The organism is Streptosporangium sp. NPDC049046, from assembly GCF_040649155.1.
In the GTDB taxonomy this organism is placed as follows: Bacteria; Actinomycetota; Actinomycetes; order Streptosporangiales; family Streptosporangiaceae; genus Streptosporangium.
The window spans coordinates 1-16,331 of the sequence record NZ_JBEZEZ010000010.1 but is presented as its reverse complement, the minus strand read 5'-3'; the positions used below and the strand labels follow the sequence as shown (position 1 = coordinate 16,331).

The following is a 16,331-nucleotide window of genomic DNA, read 5'->3' as shown; positions in this document are numbered from 1 at the left end:
CTTGTTCCGTGATGTTTAACGACACCAAACCTCGGTGTCAACCCTCACCGATCGAAACATCTCCTCCACCATCGAGAGGGAACCGCGGCCGGAAGGGTTGAACGTGACACGCTCGGATACACCCGATGACTTGACGCTCTGGTACGACAGACCGGCCGCCGACTGGGAAACCCAGGCGTTACCGATCGGCAACGGCGCGCTGGGTGCCACGGTGTTCGGCGGCGTCGGCGGCGAGCGGATCCAGTTCAACGAGAAGTCGCTGTGGACCGGCGGCCCCGGAGCGAACGGCTACGACTTCGGCAACTGGACCTCCCCGAGGCCGGACGCGATCGCCGAGATCAGGGCGCGGATCGACCGCGACGGCGCGATGTCCCCCGAGGCGGTGGCGGCGAGGCTCGGGCAACCCAGGAGCGGATTCGGTGCCTACCAGGCTTTCGGGGACCTCTGGCTGGACATGCACGACGGCCCCGAGTTCCCCGAGGGCGCCGTCACCGGTTACCGCAGGGAGCTGGACCTGCGCGAGGCGGTCGCCAGGGTCGGTTACACCGCGAACGGGGTGACCCACTCCCGCGAGTACTTCGCCAGCCACCCGGGAAACGTCGTCGTCGGCAGGCTCTCCGCCGACAGGGGCGGCGAGGTCTCCTTCACGCTGCGCACCTCCTCTCCCCGCGACGACGGGCAGGTCTCGGTCTCCGAGGGCCGCCTCACCGTGAGGGGCGTCCTCGCCGACAACGGCATGATGTTCGAGGCGCAGGTCCAGGTGATCGCCCGGGGCGGCACCCGCACCGACGGCACCGACGAGATCACCGTCACGGGCGCGGACAGCGCGGTGTTCGTCCTGTCTGCGGGCACCGACTACTCCGACGTCTACCCGGCCTACCGGACCGCGGACCCGCACGCCACGGTGACCGAGGCGGTCGACGGGGCCTCCCGCAGGTCGTACGAGGAGCTCAGGGCCGAGCACCGGGCCGACCACCGCAGGCTGTTCGACCGGGTCGGGCTCGACCTCGGGCAGAGGACCCCGGCCGTCCCGACCGACAGGCTGCGCGCGGCCTACACCGGCGGCGCCTCGGCCGACGACCGGGCGCTGGAGACGATGTTCTTCGCCTACGGCCGCTACCTGCTGATCGCCTCCTCCAGGGAGGGGTCGCTCCCGGCGAACCTGCAGGGCGTGTGGAACGATTCCATCGATCCTCCCTGGGCGGCCGACTACCACGTCAACATCAACCTGCAGATGAACTACTGGCTCGCCGAGCAGACCAACCTCGCCGAGACGACCGAGCCGTACGACCGCTACATCCGGTCGCTGGTCGCTCCCGGTGAGAGGACCGCGCGGGAGATGTTCGGGGCGCGCGGCTGGGTGGTGCACAACGAGACCAACCCGTTCGGCTTCACCGGCGTGCACGACTGGGCCACCGCGTTCTGGTTCCCCGAGGCGGCGGCGTGGCTCACCCTGCGGATGTACGACCGCTACCGTTTCAGCGGCGACATCGAGTATCTGCGCGAGACCGCGTACCCGGTGATGAAGGGCGCGGCCGAGTTCTGGCTGGACACCCTCCACACCGACCCGCGCGACGGTGGGCTGGTGGTCTCCCCTGGCTACTCCCCCGAGCACGGCGACTTCACGGCGGGCGCCTCGATGTCCCAGCAGATCGTCTTCCAACTGCTGACCGACACCCTGGAGGCGGCGAAGACGCTGAGGACCGACACGGCCTTCCAGGCCGAGGTGACGGCCGCGCTGGCCACGCTCGACCCGGGGATCCGCATCGGGTGCCGGGGACAGCTCCAGGAGTGGAAGAAGGACCTCGACGACCCGGGCGACACCCACCGGCACGTCTCCCACCTGTTCGCGCTGCACCCCGGACGGCAGATCGTCGCCGGCACCCCGGAGGCCGAGGCGGCCAGGATCTCGCTCACCGCGCGGGGCGACGGCGGCACCGGCTGGAGCAAGGCGTGGAAGATCAACTTTTGGGCCCGCCTGCTGGACGGTGACCGCGCGCACAGGATGCTCGTCGAACAGCTCGGCGGCTCCACTCTGGACAACCTGTGGGACACCCACCCGCCGTTCCAGATCGACGGCAACTTCGGCGCCACCTCCGGCATGGCCGAGATGCTGCTGCAGAGCGGACACGGCACGGTCCACGTGCTGCCCGCGCTGCCGTCCGCCTGGCCCACCGGTTCGGTGACCGGCCTGCGCGCCCGGGGCGACGTGACCGTGGACGTCTCGTGGCGGGACGGCGACGCCGACAGGGTCACCGTGCACGCCGGGACGTCGGGCCCCCTCAGGGTCCGCGCCGCCATGGTCGGTGGCCGACACCACGTCGAGGACGAGCGCGGCGGGATCGTCACCCCGCGTCGCGACGGTGACGTCATCACCATCGACGCCGAAGCCGGCGGGTCCTACACGATCGTCAAGCTCGCCGTCCCCTGATCGCGGCCGCCGTGCGGGCTCCGACTTGACGAGACCCCCTTACCGTAATAGAACACGTTCCAGAAAGAAGAATCGCCGAGCGCCCGCTCAGGCACTCGGTAACTCGGCGTGCCCGGAGCGGAAGGCGGGAGCAGCAAAAAGTCCCGCGATCGCCACGTTCGCGATGGATTTTCGGCGAACGCGTGAGGGTACGCCGCTGACCGCACCCCCAAAATCGCGCCGATATGAACCGTGTCACGAAAACGCCGACCGGTTCGCAGGAGGACCATTGGATATCGATCTGGTCGACCAGGACTTCTACTGGCAGAACGGCGCACCCTACGAACAGCTGGCCTGGCTGCGGGCGAACGCGCCGGTCTACGCGCACCCAGGCGACGCCGAGCGGGGATGGCCGGGCTTCTGGGCGGTCACCAAGCACGCCGACGTGGTGCAGGTATCCCGCCGCTCCGACCTGTTCTCGTCGAGCAGGAAGCTCGCGCTCTTCAACGAGATCCCCGAGGACCAGAGGGCCCTCCAGCGGCTGATGATGCTCAACCAGGACCCGCCGGAGCACACCCGGCGGCGCTCCCTGGTCAACCGGGGCTTCACCCCGCGCATGATGAACGCCCTGGAGGGGCACATCCGCGACATCTGCCACGAGTTGGTGGACGAGGCGAAGGGGCGCGGCTCGGTCGACTTCGTCAGGGACATCGCCGCCCCGCTCCCGCTGTACGTGATCTGCGAGCTGCTCGGCGCCCCCGTCGAGGATCGCGACAAGATCTTCAACTGGTCCAACCAGATGATCGGGGCCGAGGACCCCGACTACGCGGCCGATCCCGAAGAGGGCACGAACGCGGCGATGGAGGTCTACGCCTACGCCAACACCCTCGCCGCCGAGCGGCGCGCCCAGCCCCGCGAGGACATCGTCACCAAGCTGATCATGCCCGACGCCGCCGGGGAGACCCTCACCGAGGAGGAGTTCGACCTGTTCGTGCTGCTGCTCGTGGTGGCGGGCAACGAGACCACCCGTAACGCCGCCTCGGGCGGCATGCTCGCCTTCTTCGAGAACCCCGAGCAGTGGCGGCGCCTCGTCGCCGACCGCTCTCTCGCCCGCACCGCCGCCGACGAGATCGTCCGCTGGGTCGCCCCGGTGAACCTCTTCCGCCGTACGGCCACCGCCGACACGACGATCGGCGGGCAGGAGGTGAAGGAGGACGACAAGGTCGTGATCTTCTACAGCTCCGCCAACCGGGACGAGGAGGTGTTCGCCGACCCCGGCGTCTTCGACATCGGCCGCGACCCCAACCCGCACATCGGCTTCGGCGGCGGCGGCGCGCACTTCTGCCTGGGCAACCACCTCGCCAAGCTGGAGCTGCGGGTCCTGTTCGAGGTGCTGGCCGAGCGGCTGCCCAACCTGGAGCAGGCGGGCGAGGCCCGCCGCCTGCGGTCCAACTTCATCAACGGCATCAAGGACCTGCCGGTCACCGTCGGCTGAGGTCGGGCGACACCGGACACGACATGGGAGGGCCGCCCTCCCATGTCGGAGGCACCGGAGAATCCGGCTCACCCCGGCGGCTCACGGTGGTGCCGTCGGAGCATCCGGCTCGCGGTGGCGCCACTGTGGCGCCACTAAAGAAACCGGGCGAATCTCCCCGCGTCCCATCGAGTCCCCCCGCGTCCTCCCGTGTTTTCCCATGGCCCTCGATGGACCTCGCGGCCCTCGTCCGTGTCTCCCGCGTCTCCCGTGTCTCCCCCTACGCCTCCCCGCCCCGGTCGACGGGTCGCCGGGGTGGCACCACACCCATCATTTAAACATTCTGTTGAACTTAGATTGTTGACAATAGATTGTGCTTTGGATCATCCTGGTCGCATGCCCGCTCATCACGACGGATCATCCGACCCCTTCACCGCTCCCGACCCCGCCCTGACCCGGACGCACCGCGAGTACGCCTCCCTCTCGCGCATCGCCGAGCGCCACGCGACCGACGAGTCCCAGCGCCTCCGGCAGGTCCACCCCACGGTGCTCGGAGCCCACGAGGCCGTCAGGCTCGTGACGTTCCTGCTGAGCGGCAGCGCCCACCCCGAGGAGGGTGAGCCGGAGGTGGATCACGCCGACATCACCGCCGCCCTCACCCTTCTGCCCAGGGCCCGCGCGGAGATGGACGAGCTTGAGGCCGCGCTCCTCCTCATGGCGCGGGGCCGCGGCCTCACCTGGCAGGAGATCGCGTTCGGCCTCGGCCTCGCCACCCCCCAGGCGGCCAAGCAACGCCACGAACGCCTGGCGGGCCGCACCGCCGCACCGCCGGCCTGAGGGGCTACGCGTCAACCCCCACGCACCGCTCAGCCGCGACGCGACGGGAGAATCCCCGGCCCTTCAGGCCGGGGAGGAGGTCAAAGCAGTTCCTCGATCAGGTCGGCCGCGCGGACAGTGCCGCCCTCACCCCGGACCTCGTCCCTGAGCTTCGCCAGCCGAGCCGCCACCTCAGGGTCGGAGGTGAGGTCGAGCAGGGCGGCGCGCAACGCCTCCGGGGTGGCGTCCTCGGTGTCGATCCTGCGGCCGACCCCGAGTTCCACGAGCCTGTCGGCGTTGCCGAACTGGTCGACGGCCTGCGGGACGGCGATCATCGGGACGCCGCAGTACAGGCCCTCCTGGCTGCCGCCCATGCCCGCGTGGGTGACGAACGCGTCGGCCCGCTCCAGGATCGAGAGCTGCGAGACCCAGGAGTGCACCTCGACGTTGGCGGGGATCGCGCCGAGTTCCGCCCGGTCCACGAACCTCCCGACCTGCAGGACGACGTGCCAGCCGGGCAGGTCCCCGAAGGCGGCCAGGCAGGAGCGGTAGAAGTCCGGCAGGTTGGTGAAGGCCGACCCCAGGGAGACGAGCAGCACCTTCTCCGCACCCTCGGGCCGGACCCAGGGCTCCTGGTGGGTGCGGGTGGCGAAGCAGGGCCCGGTGAAGGTGATCCTGGCGGGGTCGACCCGGTCGGCGTTGGGCTGCATGATCTTCGGGATGAGCGCGAGCGCCCGTGGCGGACGGCCTCCGAAGTCGTGGGAGTCGGTGTCGCGGATGCCGTTGTCGTGCAGCCACTCGTCGAACCGCCGGTAGTGCTCGGCCCCGCCGGGAGCCTTCTTCAGCTCCTCGACCATCGGCGCCATCTCCTCCCGGTAGCCCTCCCAGGCCACGTACGTCGGCGAGAGCTGCATCAGGGGGATGTCCCAGTTCTCCGCGAGCACCCGGGCGGTGTAGCCGCCGATGTCGTAGAGGAACAGGTCGGGCCGGTCGTTCTCGTACGCGGCGCGGAGCTGCGGCAGCATCGAGATCGCGTCGCCGAGGAAGACGTCGAGCTGCGCGACCGTGTCCTCCGGCCACTTGGCGCTGTCTCCCATGGGCAGGGTCGAGGTGTACGGGACGAGTTCGGCCCCGGCGCCGGTGATCACGTCCGCGTAGGAGGGGTCGTTGGCGTAGGTCACCCGGTGCCCTCGCGCCACCAGCTCCCTGATCACTTCGATGCTCGGGTTCACGTGGCCCGGCGCGGGGATGCTGACCATCGCGATGTGCGCGCGTCGGGGCATGGTTTCTCCTCTGTCGGAATTCGGAATTCTGTCGGGATGCCCTCGGGGGTCCGTCGAGACCTCTGGCGAGGGTCCGACGGAGTCGCGTGAGTGACGAGACGTCTCGTCTCGCTTATGGCACAGCATTCCCCCTGCCGCGCACACTGTCAAGACGAGACGCTACGACTCGTCTACTGAATACCCGGACCGGCTCAGGGCCAGGAGGAGTCCTGGTCGGGGTCGCCGCCCTCGGAGAGCAGCTTCACGTCCGACTCGACCATCATCGCCACGAGCTCCTCGAAGCCGACCGTGGGCTCCCAGCCGAGCTGGACGCGGGCCTTCTTCGGGTCCGCGCACAGCAGGTCGACCTCGGCCGGGCGGTGCAGGGTCTGGTCGGTGACGACGTACCGCTCCCAGTCGAGCCCGGCGGCGGTGAAGGCCGCCTCCACGAGGTCGCGGACGGTCTGGGTGCGACCGGTGCCGATCACGTAGTCCTCCGGCGTGTCCGCCTGGAGCATCAGGTGCATCGCGCGGACGTAGTCGCCGGCGAATCCCCAGTCGCGGCGCGCCTCCATGTTGCCCAGGCGCAGCTCGGAGGCGAGGCCGAGCTTGATCCTGGCCACACCGAGCGACACCTTCCTGGTGACGAACTCGGCCCCCCTGCGCGGGGACTCGTGGTTGAACAGGATCCCCGACACCGCGTACATGCCGTACGACTCGCGGTAGTTCTGCGTCAGGAAGTGCCCGTACGCCTTGGCCACACCGTACGGCGAGCGGGGGTGGAAGGGGGTGATCTCGGTCTGCGGGGTCTCGCGGACCTGGCCGAACATCTCCGAGGAGGACGCCTGGTAGAAGCGGATCTGACCCGATCCCGCCGCCGTACGCGAGGAGGAGATGCCCGAGCAGACCCGGATCGCCTCAAGCATGCGCAGCACACCCATGCCGGTCACCTCGGCGGTGAGCTCGGCCTGCTCCCACGACATGGGGACGAACGAGATCGCGCCCAGGTTGTAGACCTCGTCGGGCTGGACCTTCTCGACGGCGGAGATCAGCGAACCCTGGTCGAGCAGGTCGCCTCGGACGAGCTGGACGTCCTGCAGGAGCTTGCGGAAACGTGGAACTCGGGGGTTGGCCTGCCCGCGGACGAGACCGGAGACCTCGTAGCCCTGACCGAGCAGGCACTCGGCCAGATAGGAACCGTCCTGCCCGGTGATACCGGTGATCAGCGCGCGCCTGGCCAACGCGTCCTCCTCGCTTGCGGGGGCGGCAACCTATGCCGGTTCTTGTGCCGTTTGATGGCGAATGTACCCGCAGAGCATCCGGCAGGCACCATCACCCTGAGACACAACTCACCTAGAACGCGTTACACCGAATCACGCTCGATAAGGCTAACTTCCCAGTTCGCACGCAGTGAAGCGCGATCTAGGGACAATTCCACATCAGGTACAACAGGGCTCGTGAATGGTAGGGTCCGAGGACAAAGGTCATCTTTCACGGTACCTGTCCCCTTTTCGGACAGGTTGAGAAGGGGGTTGCCGTGCCGGGTGCTGAATCACTGCGGGTCGCACTGCTGTCGTACCGCAGCAAACCGACCTGCGGTGGGCAGGGCGTCTACCTGCGCCATCTCAGTCGCGAGCTGGTCGCCCTCGGGCACAGCGTGGAGGTCTTCTCCGGCCAGCCCTACCCGGAGCTCGACGAGGGCGTCGTCCTCACCAAGATCCCCAGCCTTGACCTGTACCGCGACGAGGACCCCTTTCGCACCCCCGGGCTGAGTGAGTACCGCGACTGGATCGACCTGCTCGAAGTCGGCACCATGTGGACCGCCGGGTTCCCCGAGCCGCTCACCTTCAGCATGCGGGCGTACCGCGAGCTGAAGAAGCGCGTCGGCGACTTCGACGTCGTGCAGGACAACCAGACCCTCGGCTACGGCGTGCTCGGCATCCAGAAGCTGTTCCCCGTGGTCGGCACCATCCACCACCCGATCAGCGTGGACCGGCGCATCGAGATCAAGGCCGCGACACTGCGCAAGAAGCTCCCGATGCGGCGCTGGTACGGCTTCGTGCGGATGCAGGCCAAGGTCGCGCCCCGGCTCAGCCCGATCCTCACCGTGAGCGAGTCGTCCCTCGCCGACATCCACCGTGACTTCAACGTGCCGCAGAAGAACATGCGGCTCATCCCGCTGGGCGTCGACACCCGCTACTTCCACCCGCGCCCGGAGCTTCCCAAGCGGCCCGGGTCCATCGTCGCGGTCGCCAGCGCCGACTCCCCGATGAAGGGCGTCGCGACGCTGCTGAGGGCCGTGGCGAAGCTCGCCACCGAACGCGACGTCAACCTGACCGTGGTGAGCAAACCCACCCCCGGCGGCCCGACCGAGAAGCTCGTCGGCGAGCTGGCGCTGCACGACCGGGTCAGGTTCGTGCACGGCATCTCCGACGCCGAACTGGGCGAGCTCATCGCCACCTCGGAGATCTCGGTCGTCCCCTCCCTCTACGAGGGCTTCTCGCTGCCCGCCGTCGAGCACATGGCCTGCGGCACCCCGCTCGTCGCGAGCCGCACCGGGGCGCTGCCCGAGGTCGTCGGCGACGCCGCCGTACAGGTGGCCCCCGGCGACCCCGAGGAGCTCGCCGCGGTGCTGCGCCGCCTGCACGACTCCCCCGAGGAGCGTGCCGCGGTCGGCAAGAAGGGCTACGACCGGGTCATGGAGCGCTTCACCTGGAACGTCGTCGCCCAGCGGACCGTGGAGGCCTACCACGAGGCCATCCAGGCCCGCCGGGCGAAGTGAACGACCCCCTGAGACGACCGAAGTGAGCGACACCCTGAAACGACCACCTCTCACAAGGAGCGGCGAGTGCTGACTGTCGACTTCGACCGGTTGCCCGTGGGTCCGGGGACCCGAGTCCTGGACCTGGGCTGTGGCGGCGGACGGCACGCCTTCGAAGTGCTGCGGCGCGGCGCCGACGTGGTGGCCTTCGACATGGACGCCAGGGAGCTGGAGGGCGTGGCGAGCATGTTCTCCGCGATGGACAAGGCCGGGGAGGTGCCACCGGGCGCGACGGCGGAGACCGTGACCGGCGACGCGCTCGACATGCCGTTCGAGGACGGCGGCTTCGACCGGGTGATCGCCGCGGAGGTGCTGGAGCACATCCCCGACGACATGGCCGCGATGCGCGAGATCTTCCGGGTGCTCAAGCCGGGCGGCCAGGCGGCCGTCACCGTGCCGAGCTTCCTGCCCGAACGCATCTGCTGGGCACTCGACGAGGCGTACCACACCGCTCCCGGCGGGCACGTCCGCATCTACACGCTCGCCGAGCTGAGCGCGAAGCTCAAGTCGACGGGCTTCGTCATCGGCCCGCACCACCACGCCCACGGCCTGCACGCGCCCTACTGGTGGATCAAGTGCGCGGTCGGCGTCGACAACGACGACCACCCGCTCGCCAAGGCGTACCACGAGCTGCTGGTCTGGGACATCATGAAGCGCCCCGCCGCCACCAGGATCGCCGAGGCCGTACTCAACCCGCTCATCGGCAAGAGCGTGGTGCTCTACGTCCGCAAGCCCGCGTGACCTCCGAAGGAGGGGCAGTGAGCGGCTGCATGGAGTGGGAAGAGGTCGTCCTCACCGCCCGGAGCATCGCGGCGGTGCAGGAGGCCGACGGCGGCGTCCCGTGGCCCGAGGGACACGTGGACGCCTGGAACCACATCGAGTGCCTGATGGCGATGAGCGTGGCGGGGCTGACCGGCCCGGTACGCCACGGGTACGACTGGCTCGTCCGCACCCAGCGGGCCGACGGTTCCTGGCCGATGAAACTCGTCGGCGGCGAGGCCGTCGAGCAGGGCGGGGAGTCCAACCACGCCGCCTACGTCGCGGTCGGCGTCTGGCACGAACTCCTGGTGACCGGGGACGAGGACTTCGCCCGGCGGATGTGGCCGGTCGTCCGGACGGCGCTGGACTTCGTGGTCGGCCTGCAGACCACCCGGGGTGAGATCGTCTGGGAGCGCGCGGCCGACGGCAGGCCCGCCGCGTACGCCCTGCTGACCGGTTGCGCCTCCATCCACCAGGCTCTGCGCTGCGGTGTGCTGCTCGGCGAGCACCTGGGTGACCCGCAGCCCGACTGGGAGCTCGCCGCCGACCAGCTCGGCCACGTGCTGGCCGCCCACCCCGAGGCGTTCGCCGACAAGAGCCGCTTCTCGATGGACTGGTACTACCCGATCCTGGGCGGCGCGGTGCGCGGCCAGGCCGCGGAGACACGGCTCGCCGAGGAGTGGGACACGTTCGTGGAGGCGGGGCTCGGCATCCGCTGCGTCTCCGACCAGCCGTGGGTGACCGGCGCGGAGACGTGCGAGCTGGTGCTCGCCCTCGACGCCCTGGGCGACCGGGGACGGGCGCTGCGGCTCTTCTCCGACATGCAGCACCTGCGGCACGAGGACGGTTCGTACTGGACCGGCTGGCAGTTCGTGAACGGCAAGCACTTTCCGCACGAGCGCTCGGCCTACACCGCGGCCGCGGTCGTGCTCGCCGCCGACGCGCTGGACGGGCACACCCCCGCCTCGGGCATCTTCCGCGACGCGGGCGGGTACGTGACCGACCGTCCCACCGCCGCGTGCGGCTGCAGCCACGCCCGCTCCAGGAGCTGAACCTCCGGCGGTTTCTTTGCACGGAACCAGAAACGCGGTGCTTGAAGGGCTGAATGCGGCTCACTACGTTCGGGTCCGTGACTCGGAGGGGCGGTGGGGTTCGCAGATGCGCGGCGGGATTCCTCGTCCTGGTGTCCGCGACCGCCGGGTGGAGGCTGACCGCCCTGCCGGACACCTCGGCCGTGGAGGCGTCCGCCGCCTTCTCCTTCCACGCGAGACCGCTGAACCCTCCCTCGCGGGCCGGTGACCGTCTCCTGCGGCCGGTCGCGCCGGGGTACGCGCGCCTCGGGAGCCCGGCGTCGTCGCTGGGCGCCGGGGTGGCCCTGTTCGACGTGGACGGCGAGGTCGTCGCCGACGACCTGTGCCTGGTCGATCCCCGCCGCGACACGGTGACCGTCAGGCCCGCGCCGGGGACCCCGCGCCGCTACCGGCCGTTCACACTGGTCCCCCCGGAGCGCAGACGGTACGAGGCGCCGACCGGGTGCCTGCCCGCCGATCTCGACCAGGACGGCTGGGAGGACCTGGTCGTCTACTACTGGGGCCGCTCCCCCTCCCTGTTCCTGCGCGTCCCCGGCGAGCCCCCGTCCGGTGCGGCCTTCCGTCACCGTTCGCTCACCGCCGAGCCGGAGATCTGGAACACCAGCGCCGCCACGGCCGGAGACTTCGACGGGGACGGCCGCCTCGACCTCGTCTTCGGCAACTACTTCCCCGACGGGGTCAGGGTGCTGGGCGGCGACCACGGCGACAGCGGCGACCACGACGACCGTGACGACAGCGGCGACAGCGGCGACAGCGGCGACGCCGTGATGCCCGACTCGCCGTCCGCCGCGGCCAACGGGGGCGGCGACCGGCTCTACCGGGCGACGGGACCCGCGCTGTTCACCGAGGAGAAGGGGGTGTTCGACGAGGTCGCGGGTGAGGGCCGGGGCTGGACCCTCGCGCTGGGCACCCAGGACCTGGACAGCGACGGACGGCCCGAACTGTACGTGGCCAACGACTTCGGCCCCGACCACCTGCTGGTCAACGAGTCGGCGCCCGGCAGGGTCCGGTTCACCGAGGCGAGCGGCACCCGGCATCTGGCGACTCCCTCCTCGCGGGTCCTCGGCCGCGACTCGTTCAGGGGGATGGGGGTCGCCTTCACCGACCTCAACGCCGACGGCAGGCCGGACATCCTGGTGAGCAACCTCAGCGGGGACCCCGCGCCGCGCGAGGGCGACTTCGCCTTCGTGTCACGGCGAGGAGGGCTGCACGAGGGTCACGCGCCGTACGACGACCTCGGCGAGGAACTGGGGCTGAGCCGCAGCGGCTGGTCCTGGGACGTCAAGGCCGCGGATTTCGACAACGACGGCATCGACGAGATCATGCACGCGACCGGGTTCGTCAGGGGTGAGGCCGACCGGTGGGCGCGGCTGCGGGAGGCGGAGGCGGCCAACGACCTGTTCCTCTCCCGTCCCTCGCTGTGGCCGGATCTGAAGGTCGGCGACGACCTGTCGGGTCGCGAGACCAACACCTTCTTCACCAGGGGGCCGGACGGCCGCTACGTGGACGTGGCGCGGCGAGCCGGGGTCGCCGGCGCCGGCGCCGGCGGGGACAGGGACAGCGAGGACGGCGGGGACGGCGGGGACGGCGGGGGTGCGGTCAGCCGGGCCTTCGCCGTGGGCGACGTCGACGACGACGGGCGGCTGGACTTCGCGGTCGCCAACCAGTGGTCCGCGTCGGTGCTCTACAGCAACCACGGGCCGACGGCCCCGTTCGTGGGCCTGCGGCTCCGCCTCCCCGCCGGTGCCTGCGGCGCGGCCGGAGCGGCCCACCCCGGACCGACGCGGCCCGCCATCGGTGCCGTCGCCGCGGTGCGCCTGCCCGGCGGGATCACGCGGAGCAGGCAGCTCTACCCCGCCAACGGCCACAACGGCGTCTCCGCACCCGAACTGCTCTTCGGCCTGGGCGACGACCTGCCGACCCCCACCGCCCCCGTCGAGATCTCTTGGAGAAACGCCTGCGGCGGCACGCGTACCGCGTCGGTGTCCCTGGAGCCCGGCTGGCATCAAATCCTGCTCGCCGGCGACCGTGCCTCGGAGATCCGGCGGCCATGAACGCCGACCGGAGGCGAGAGACGGCGTTCCGGCGGCTGGCGGGGTCCCTCACCCTGATCACCGTGCTCGGACACACCGTGCTCGGGTTCGAACAGTCCTGCCTGGCACCGGTGGTCGGCGTGCTCACCGGCGTGACCGCCGAACTCGCGCTGGAGACCGTGGAGGCGTGGTCGCGGCGACGCCGGCCCCGCTATCTCGGGGTGTCCCGCGCCCGGGTCGCCGGCTTCCTCCTGCCGTCCTACGTGTGCGGCCTGCTCTGCGCGATGCTGCTGTACGGCAACGGACACCTGATGCCGATCGCGCTCGCCGTCCTCATCGGCGTTGGCGGCACGTACGTCTTCCGCATGAAAGCACCGGAGACCTTGGAGCAGGGGCGAAGGGCCGAGGACGCGGCGGGGAGCCCGTTCCTGAACCCGGCTGCCTTCGGGATCGTCGCCGTGCTGCTGCTGTTCCCATGGGTCGGCCTCGCTCCGGCGTACCAGTTCACCGCGTGGGTCTCGGGGCCGTTCGACCTGATCGTGCCGCTCACCGTACTCGTCTGGGGCACGGTGATGAACGCCAGGCTCGCGGGGAGGCTGCCGCTGCTCATGGGCTGGACGGGCGGGTTCGCCCTGCAGGCGCTCGTCAGGGGCGCGCTGACCGAGGTGTCGACGGTGAGCGCGCTGCTGCCGATGACCGGGACGGCCTTCGCCCTCTACGCCGGATACGTGATCGTCGAACCGGGCACCTCCCCCGCCAGGCCGCGTGAGCAGGTCGTGTTCGGTCTCGCCACGGCGACGGTCTACGGGCTGCTGGTCCACCTTTCTGTCGTCTTCGGGCTGTTCTTCGCCCTGGTGATCGTCGGCGCGGGCCGGGGTCTGCACGCGGCGCTTCCGCCCCACCTCCGCCGCACGCTCGCGGCACACCTCCACGCGACGCTTTCCGTCAGCCGATGCCGGATCCGACCCGTTCGAGCACCCGCAGCGAGCCCTCCTGCCGGACCTCCTTGAACGCGCCGGAGGCGAGGGCCCGCTGGTGGACGCGGTACGGAGCCTGCCCGCCCTGGGCCGGGTCCGGGTAGATGTCGTGAAAGACCAGGGCGCCGCCCGGCATGACGTGCGGGGCCCACCCCTCGTAGTCCTTGGTCACCGGATCCTCGGAGTGGCCGCCGTCGATGAAGAGCATCGCGAGCGGTGTGTTCCACAGCGCGGCGACGCGCTCGGAGCTGCCGACGATCGCGACGACCTCGTCCTCCAGCCCCGCGGAGGCGATGGTGGTGCGGAAGGTGGGCAGCGAGTCCATCTTGCCGAAGCGGAGGTCCATCAGCGTGGGGTCGTGGTGGGCCCAGCCCGGCTGGATCTCCTCGGAGCCCCGGTGGTGGTCCACGGTGAAGACGACGGACCCCGCCTGCCGCGCCCCCGCCCCGAGGTAGACGGCGGACTTCCCGCAGTAACTGCCGATCTCGCAGATCGGGCCCCGTGGGCCGTACTCGGCGGCGGTCTCGAACAGCGCGATTCCTTCCTCGGGTGGCATGAAACCCTTGGCGCGCTGGGCGACGTACAGCAGGTCGGCCGGCATGGTGGCGATGCTCATCGCAGCAGACTACCGAGACCGAACAACATTCCGACTCCCCTTGCCCGACCTTGTGGAACGTGTTCTACTTTGCACCGTGAACCAGCGCGCCCGCATCGTGATGACCGACGACGAGGTGACGGCCTTCATCGCCGAGTCTCGGAAGCTGCAACTCGGCACGATCAACCCCGACGGAACACCGCACATGGTGACCATGTTCTACGGGCTGACCGAGGGCAGGATCTCGTTCTGGACCTACGGCAAGGCGCAGAAGACGCTCAACATCCAGCGCGACGCCCGGGTGAGCTGCCTGATCGAGGCCGGAGACGAATACTCCGACCTGCGCGGTGTCCTCGTCTACGGCGTGGCGCGCAGGATCGACGACCTCGACGGCGTCCTCGGCATCGGCATGGACGTGACCAGACGGATGGCCGGGATGCCCGACGCGGAGGAGTCACTCACCGAGTACGTGGCCCACACCGGCCGTAAAAGGGTCGCCTTCGTGGTCGAGCCGAGTCGAGTGATCTCCTGGGATCACCGTAAGCTCGCCATTCCCGGTTAGGAGGCCCATATGAAAATCAAAGTCGACTATCTGGTCTGCGAGGCCAATGCGATCTGCACGGGACTCGCCCCGGAGGTCTTCGAGCTCGACGACGACGACCAGCTGCACGTGCTGCTGCCTGAGCCGCCGCCGGAGATGCTGGACCGCGTCCGGCACGCGGTCCGGTCCTGCCCCAAAGCCGCACTCTCCCTTGAGGAGAACTAGGAGGACCCCCCATGCGTGGTGCGCTTCTACATGCCGTCGGCGACGACAAGCTCGACATCCGCGACGATCTCACCCTCGCGCCGATGGGCCCGACGGATGTCCGTGTCAAGATCAGGGCCACCGGCGTCTGCCACTCGGACCTGTCGGTGATCAGCGGCGTGCTGCCCATGCCGTTGCCGGTCGTCCCCGGCCACGAGGGGGCGGGAGAGGTCGTCGAGGTCGGTGACCACGTGACCTCGGTACAACCCGGCGACCACGTCATCGTCAACTGGACCCCGGCCTGCGGCAGCTGCGCGAACTGCCTGGTGAACCAGCCTTTCCTGTGCATGACGTACGTGATGGACAGCTTCGTCAACGCCCGTTTCCGCTACGGCGGCGACACCCCGGCGTTCGGCATGGCCGGGTGCGGCACCTGGTCCGAGGAGATCGTCGTACCCTGGCAGGGGGCGATCAAGGTCGATTCCGACGTACCGTTCGAGGCCGCGGCCCTCATCGGCTGCGGGATCACCACCGGCGTCGGCGCGGCGCTGAACACGGCCAAGGTGAGGGCGGGCTCGACCGTCGCCGTGGTCGGCGCGGGCGGTATCGGCCTGTCGGTGATCCAGGGCGCCCGTATCTCCGGCGCCACCACGATCCTCGCGATCGACCCCCTGGAGTCCAAGCACGCCCTCGCCAAGAAGGTCGGCGCGACCCACGCCATCACCCCCGACCAGCTCATGGACGCGGTCGGCACGCTCACCGGCGGGGCCGGGTTCGACTACGGTTTCGAGGCCGTCGGCAAGTCCGCCGCCATCATGACGGCGTGGCAGGCGACCCGCCGGGGTGGTGACACGATCGTGGTGGGCGCGGGCGCGATGGACGACAACGTCCCGCTGAGCGCCTTCAACCTATTGTTCGAGGGCAAGAACATTCTCAGCTCGCTGTACGGCGGCTCGGACGTCCGGCGCGACTTCCCGTTCTTCGCCGGGCTCTACAAGGCGGGCAAGCTCGACCTGGAGAGCATGATCAGCTCCCGTATCAAGCTGGCCGACCTGAACGACGCCGTGGCGGCGCTCAGAGGCGGTGAGGTCCTGCGCCAGATCGTCGTCCTGGACTGAGAGCCGTCGTCGTCGGCCGCGTGGCGGGCGTGCGAACTCGGTTCGCGCGCCCGCCACGCGGGTGACGGGGCCCGCTCACCGGGTGTGCACCCGGTGGGTGGTGGGCTTCGTCACACCTCCTCGATCGCCGTCATCCGGCTCTGGTCGTCGGCGCTGCGTTCGACCGCGGCCAGCACGCGCTGGACGTTCAACCCGTCGTCGAACGACGGAGCCGGAGCGACACCAGAGGT

The 16,331-nt window shown here is 69.9% G+C and carries 14 protein-coding genes; 11 read left to right on the top strand and 3 right to left on the bottom strand.

Annotated elements, in window-relative coordinates; translation table 11 throughout:
• Positions 1-130: 130 nt before the first annotated feature.
• The 3 genes from AB0B96_RS15895 (at position 131) to AB0B96_RS15885 (ending at position 4,721) form a co-directional block, all read left to right on the top strand.
• Positions 131-2,431: a glycoside hydrolase family 95 protein gene (locus tag AB0B96_RS15895; protein ID WP_362899226.1), complete on the top strand. Its 2,301-nt coding sequence runs from the start codon at positions 131-133 to the stop codon at positions 2,429-2,431.
• 268 nt (positions 2,432-2,699) lie between these two features.
• The gene (locus AB0B96_RS15890) at positions 2,700-3,905 is read left to right on the top strand and encodes a cytochrome P450 (protein ID WP_362899224.1); all 1,206 of its coding nucleotides are present in this window, start codon (positions 2,700-2,702) and stop codon (positions 3,903-3,905) included.
• 375 nt (positions 3,906-4,280) lie between these two features.
• Positions 4,281-4,721 (top strand): DNA-binding protein, encoded by a 441-nt coding sequence (locus AB0B96_RS15885; protein ID WP_350950247.1) that lies wholly within the window; start codon positions 4,281-4,283, stop codon positions 4,719-4,721.
• Between the two features lie 80 nt (positions 4,722-4,801).
• Here AB0B96_RS15885 and AB0B96_RS15880 read toward each other — a convergent pair whose 3' ends face one another.
• Positions 4,802-5,983, bottom strand: a complete 1,182-nt coding sequence (locus AB0B96_RS15880; protein ID WP_362899221.1) for a macrolide family glycosyltransferase — start codon at positions 5,981-5,983, stop codon at positions 4,802-4,804.
• Positions 5,984-6,174: 191 nt separating this feature from the next.
• Complete coding sequence (locus AB0B96_RS15875) at positions 6,175-7,203, bottom strand: GDP-mannose 4,6-dehydratase (protein ID WP_350950249.1); 1,029 nt, start codon at positions 7,201-7,203, stop codon at positions 6,175-6,177.
• 296 nt (positions 7,204-7,499) lie between these two features.
• On the opposite strand from AB0B96_RS15875, the gene AB0B96_RS15870 reads away from it, so the two are divergent.
• From AB0B96_RS15870 to AB0B96_RS15850, 5 genes are all read left to right on the top strand, one after another.
• Positions 7,500-8,744, top strand: coding sequence for a glycosyltransferase family 4 protein (locus AB0B96_RS15870; protein WP_362899219.1), 1,245 nt, complete (start codon positions 7,500-7,502; stop codon positions 8,742-8,744).
• A 66-nt stretch (positions 8,745-8,810) separates the two neighbouring features.
• Positions 8,811-9,524: a methyltransferase domain-containing protein gene (locus AB0B96_RS15865; protein WP_350950251.1), complete on the top strand. Its 714-nt coding sequence runs from the start codon at positions 8,811-8,813 to the stop codon at positions 9,522-9,524.
• Positions 9,525-9,553: 29 nt separating this feature from the next.
• Complete coding sequence (locus AB0B96_RS15860) at positions 9,554-10,594, top strand: prenyltransferase (RefSeq protein WP_362899659.1); 1,041 nt, start codon at positions 9,554-9,556, stop codon at positions 10,592-10,594.
• 77 nt (positions 10,595-10,671) lie between these two features.
• Positions 10,672-12,687: a CRTAC1 family protein gene (locus AB0B96_RS15855; protein ID WP_362899216.1), complete on the top strand. Its 2,016-nt coding sequence runs from the start codon at positions 10,672-10,674 to the stop codon at positions 12,685-12,687.
• A complete protein-coding gene (locus tag AB0B96_RS15850; RefSeq protein WP_362899214.1) occupies positions 12,684-13,676 on the top strand; it encodes an enediyne biosynthesis protein UnbU in 993 nt (330 codons plus the stop codon). The genes AB0B96_RS15855 and AB0B96_RS15850 overlap by 4 nt, the downstream gene beginning before the upstream one ends.
• Here AB0B96_RS15850 and AB0B96_RS15845 read toward each other — a convergent pair.
• A complete protein-coding gene (locus tag AB0B96_RS15845; protein WP_350950255.1) occupies positions 13,612-14,259 on the bottom strand; it encodes a class I SAM-dependent methyltransferase in 648 nt (215 codons plus the stop codon). The two genes, AB0B96_RS15850 and AB0B96_RS15845, sit on opposite strands and share 65 nt — an antisense overlap.
• Positions 14,260-14,335: 76 nt before the next feature.
• Here AB0B96_RS15845 and AB0B96_RS15840 point away from each other — a divergent pair, with 76 nt between their 5' ends.
• From AB0B96_RS15840 to AB0B96_RS15830, 3 genes are read left to right on the top strand one after another with little or no spacing between them, the layout of a single operon-like run.
• Positions 14,336-14,800, top strand: a complete 465-nt coding sequence (locus tag AB0B96_RS15840) for a pyridoxamine 5'-phosphate oxidase family protein (RefSeq protein ID WP_350950256.1) — start codon at positions 14,336-14,338, stop codon at positions 14,798-14,800.
• 9 nt (positions 14,801-14,809) lie between these two features.
• Positions 14,810-15,004 carry a ferredoxin gene (locus tag AB0B96_RS15835; RefSeq protein WP_350950257.1) on the top strand — a complete coding sequence of 65 codons (195 nt, stop codon included), beginning with the start codon at positions 14,810-14,812 and terminating at the stop codon, positions 15,002-15,004.
• 11 nt (positions 15,005-15,015) lie between these two features.
• On the top strand, positions 15,016-16,101 hold the full coding sequence (locus AB0B96_RS15830) for a Zn-dependent alcohol dehydrogenase (RefSeq protein ID WP_350950258.1): 1,086 nt from the start codon (positions 15,016-15,018) through the stop codon (positions 16,099-16,101).
• The last annotated feature ends 230 nt before the right edge of the window (positions 16,102-16,331 follow it).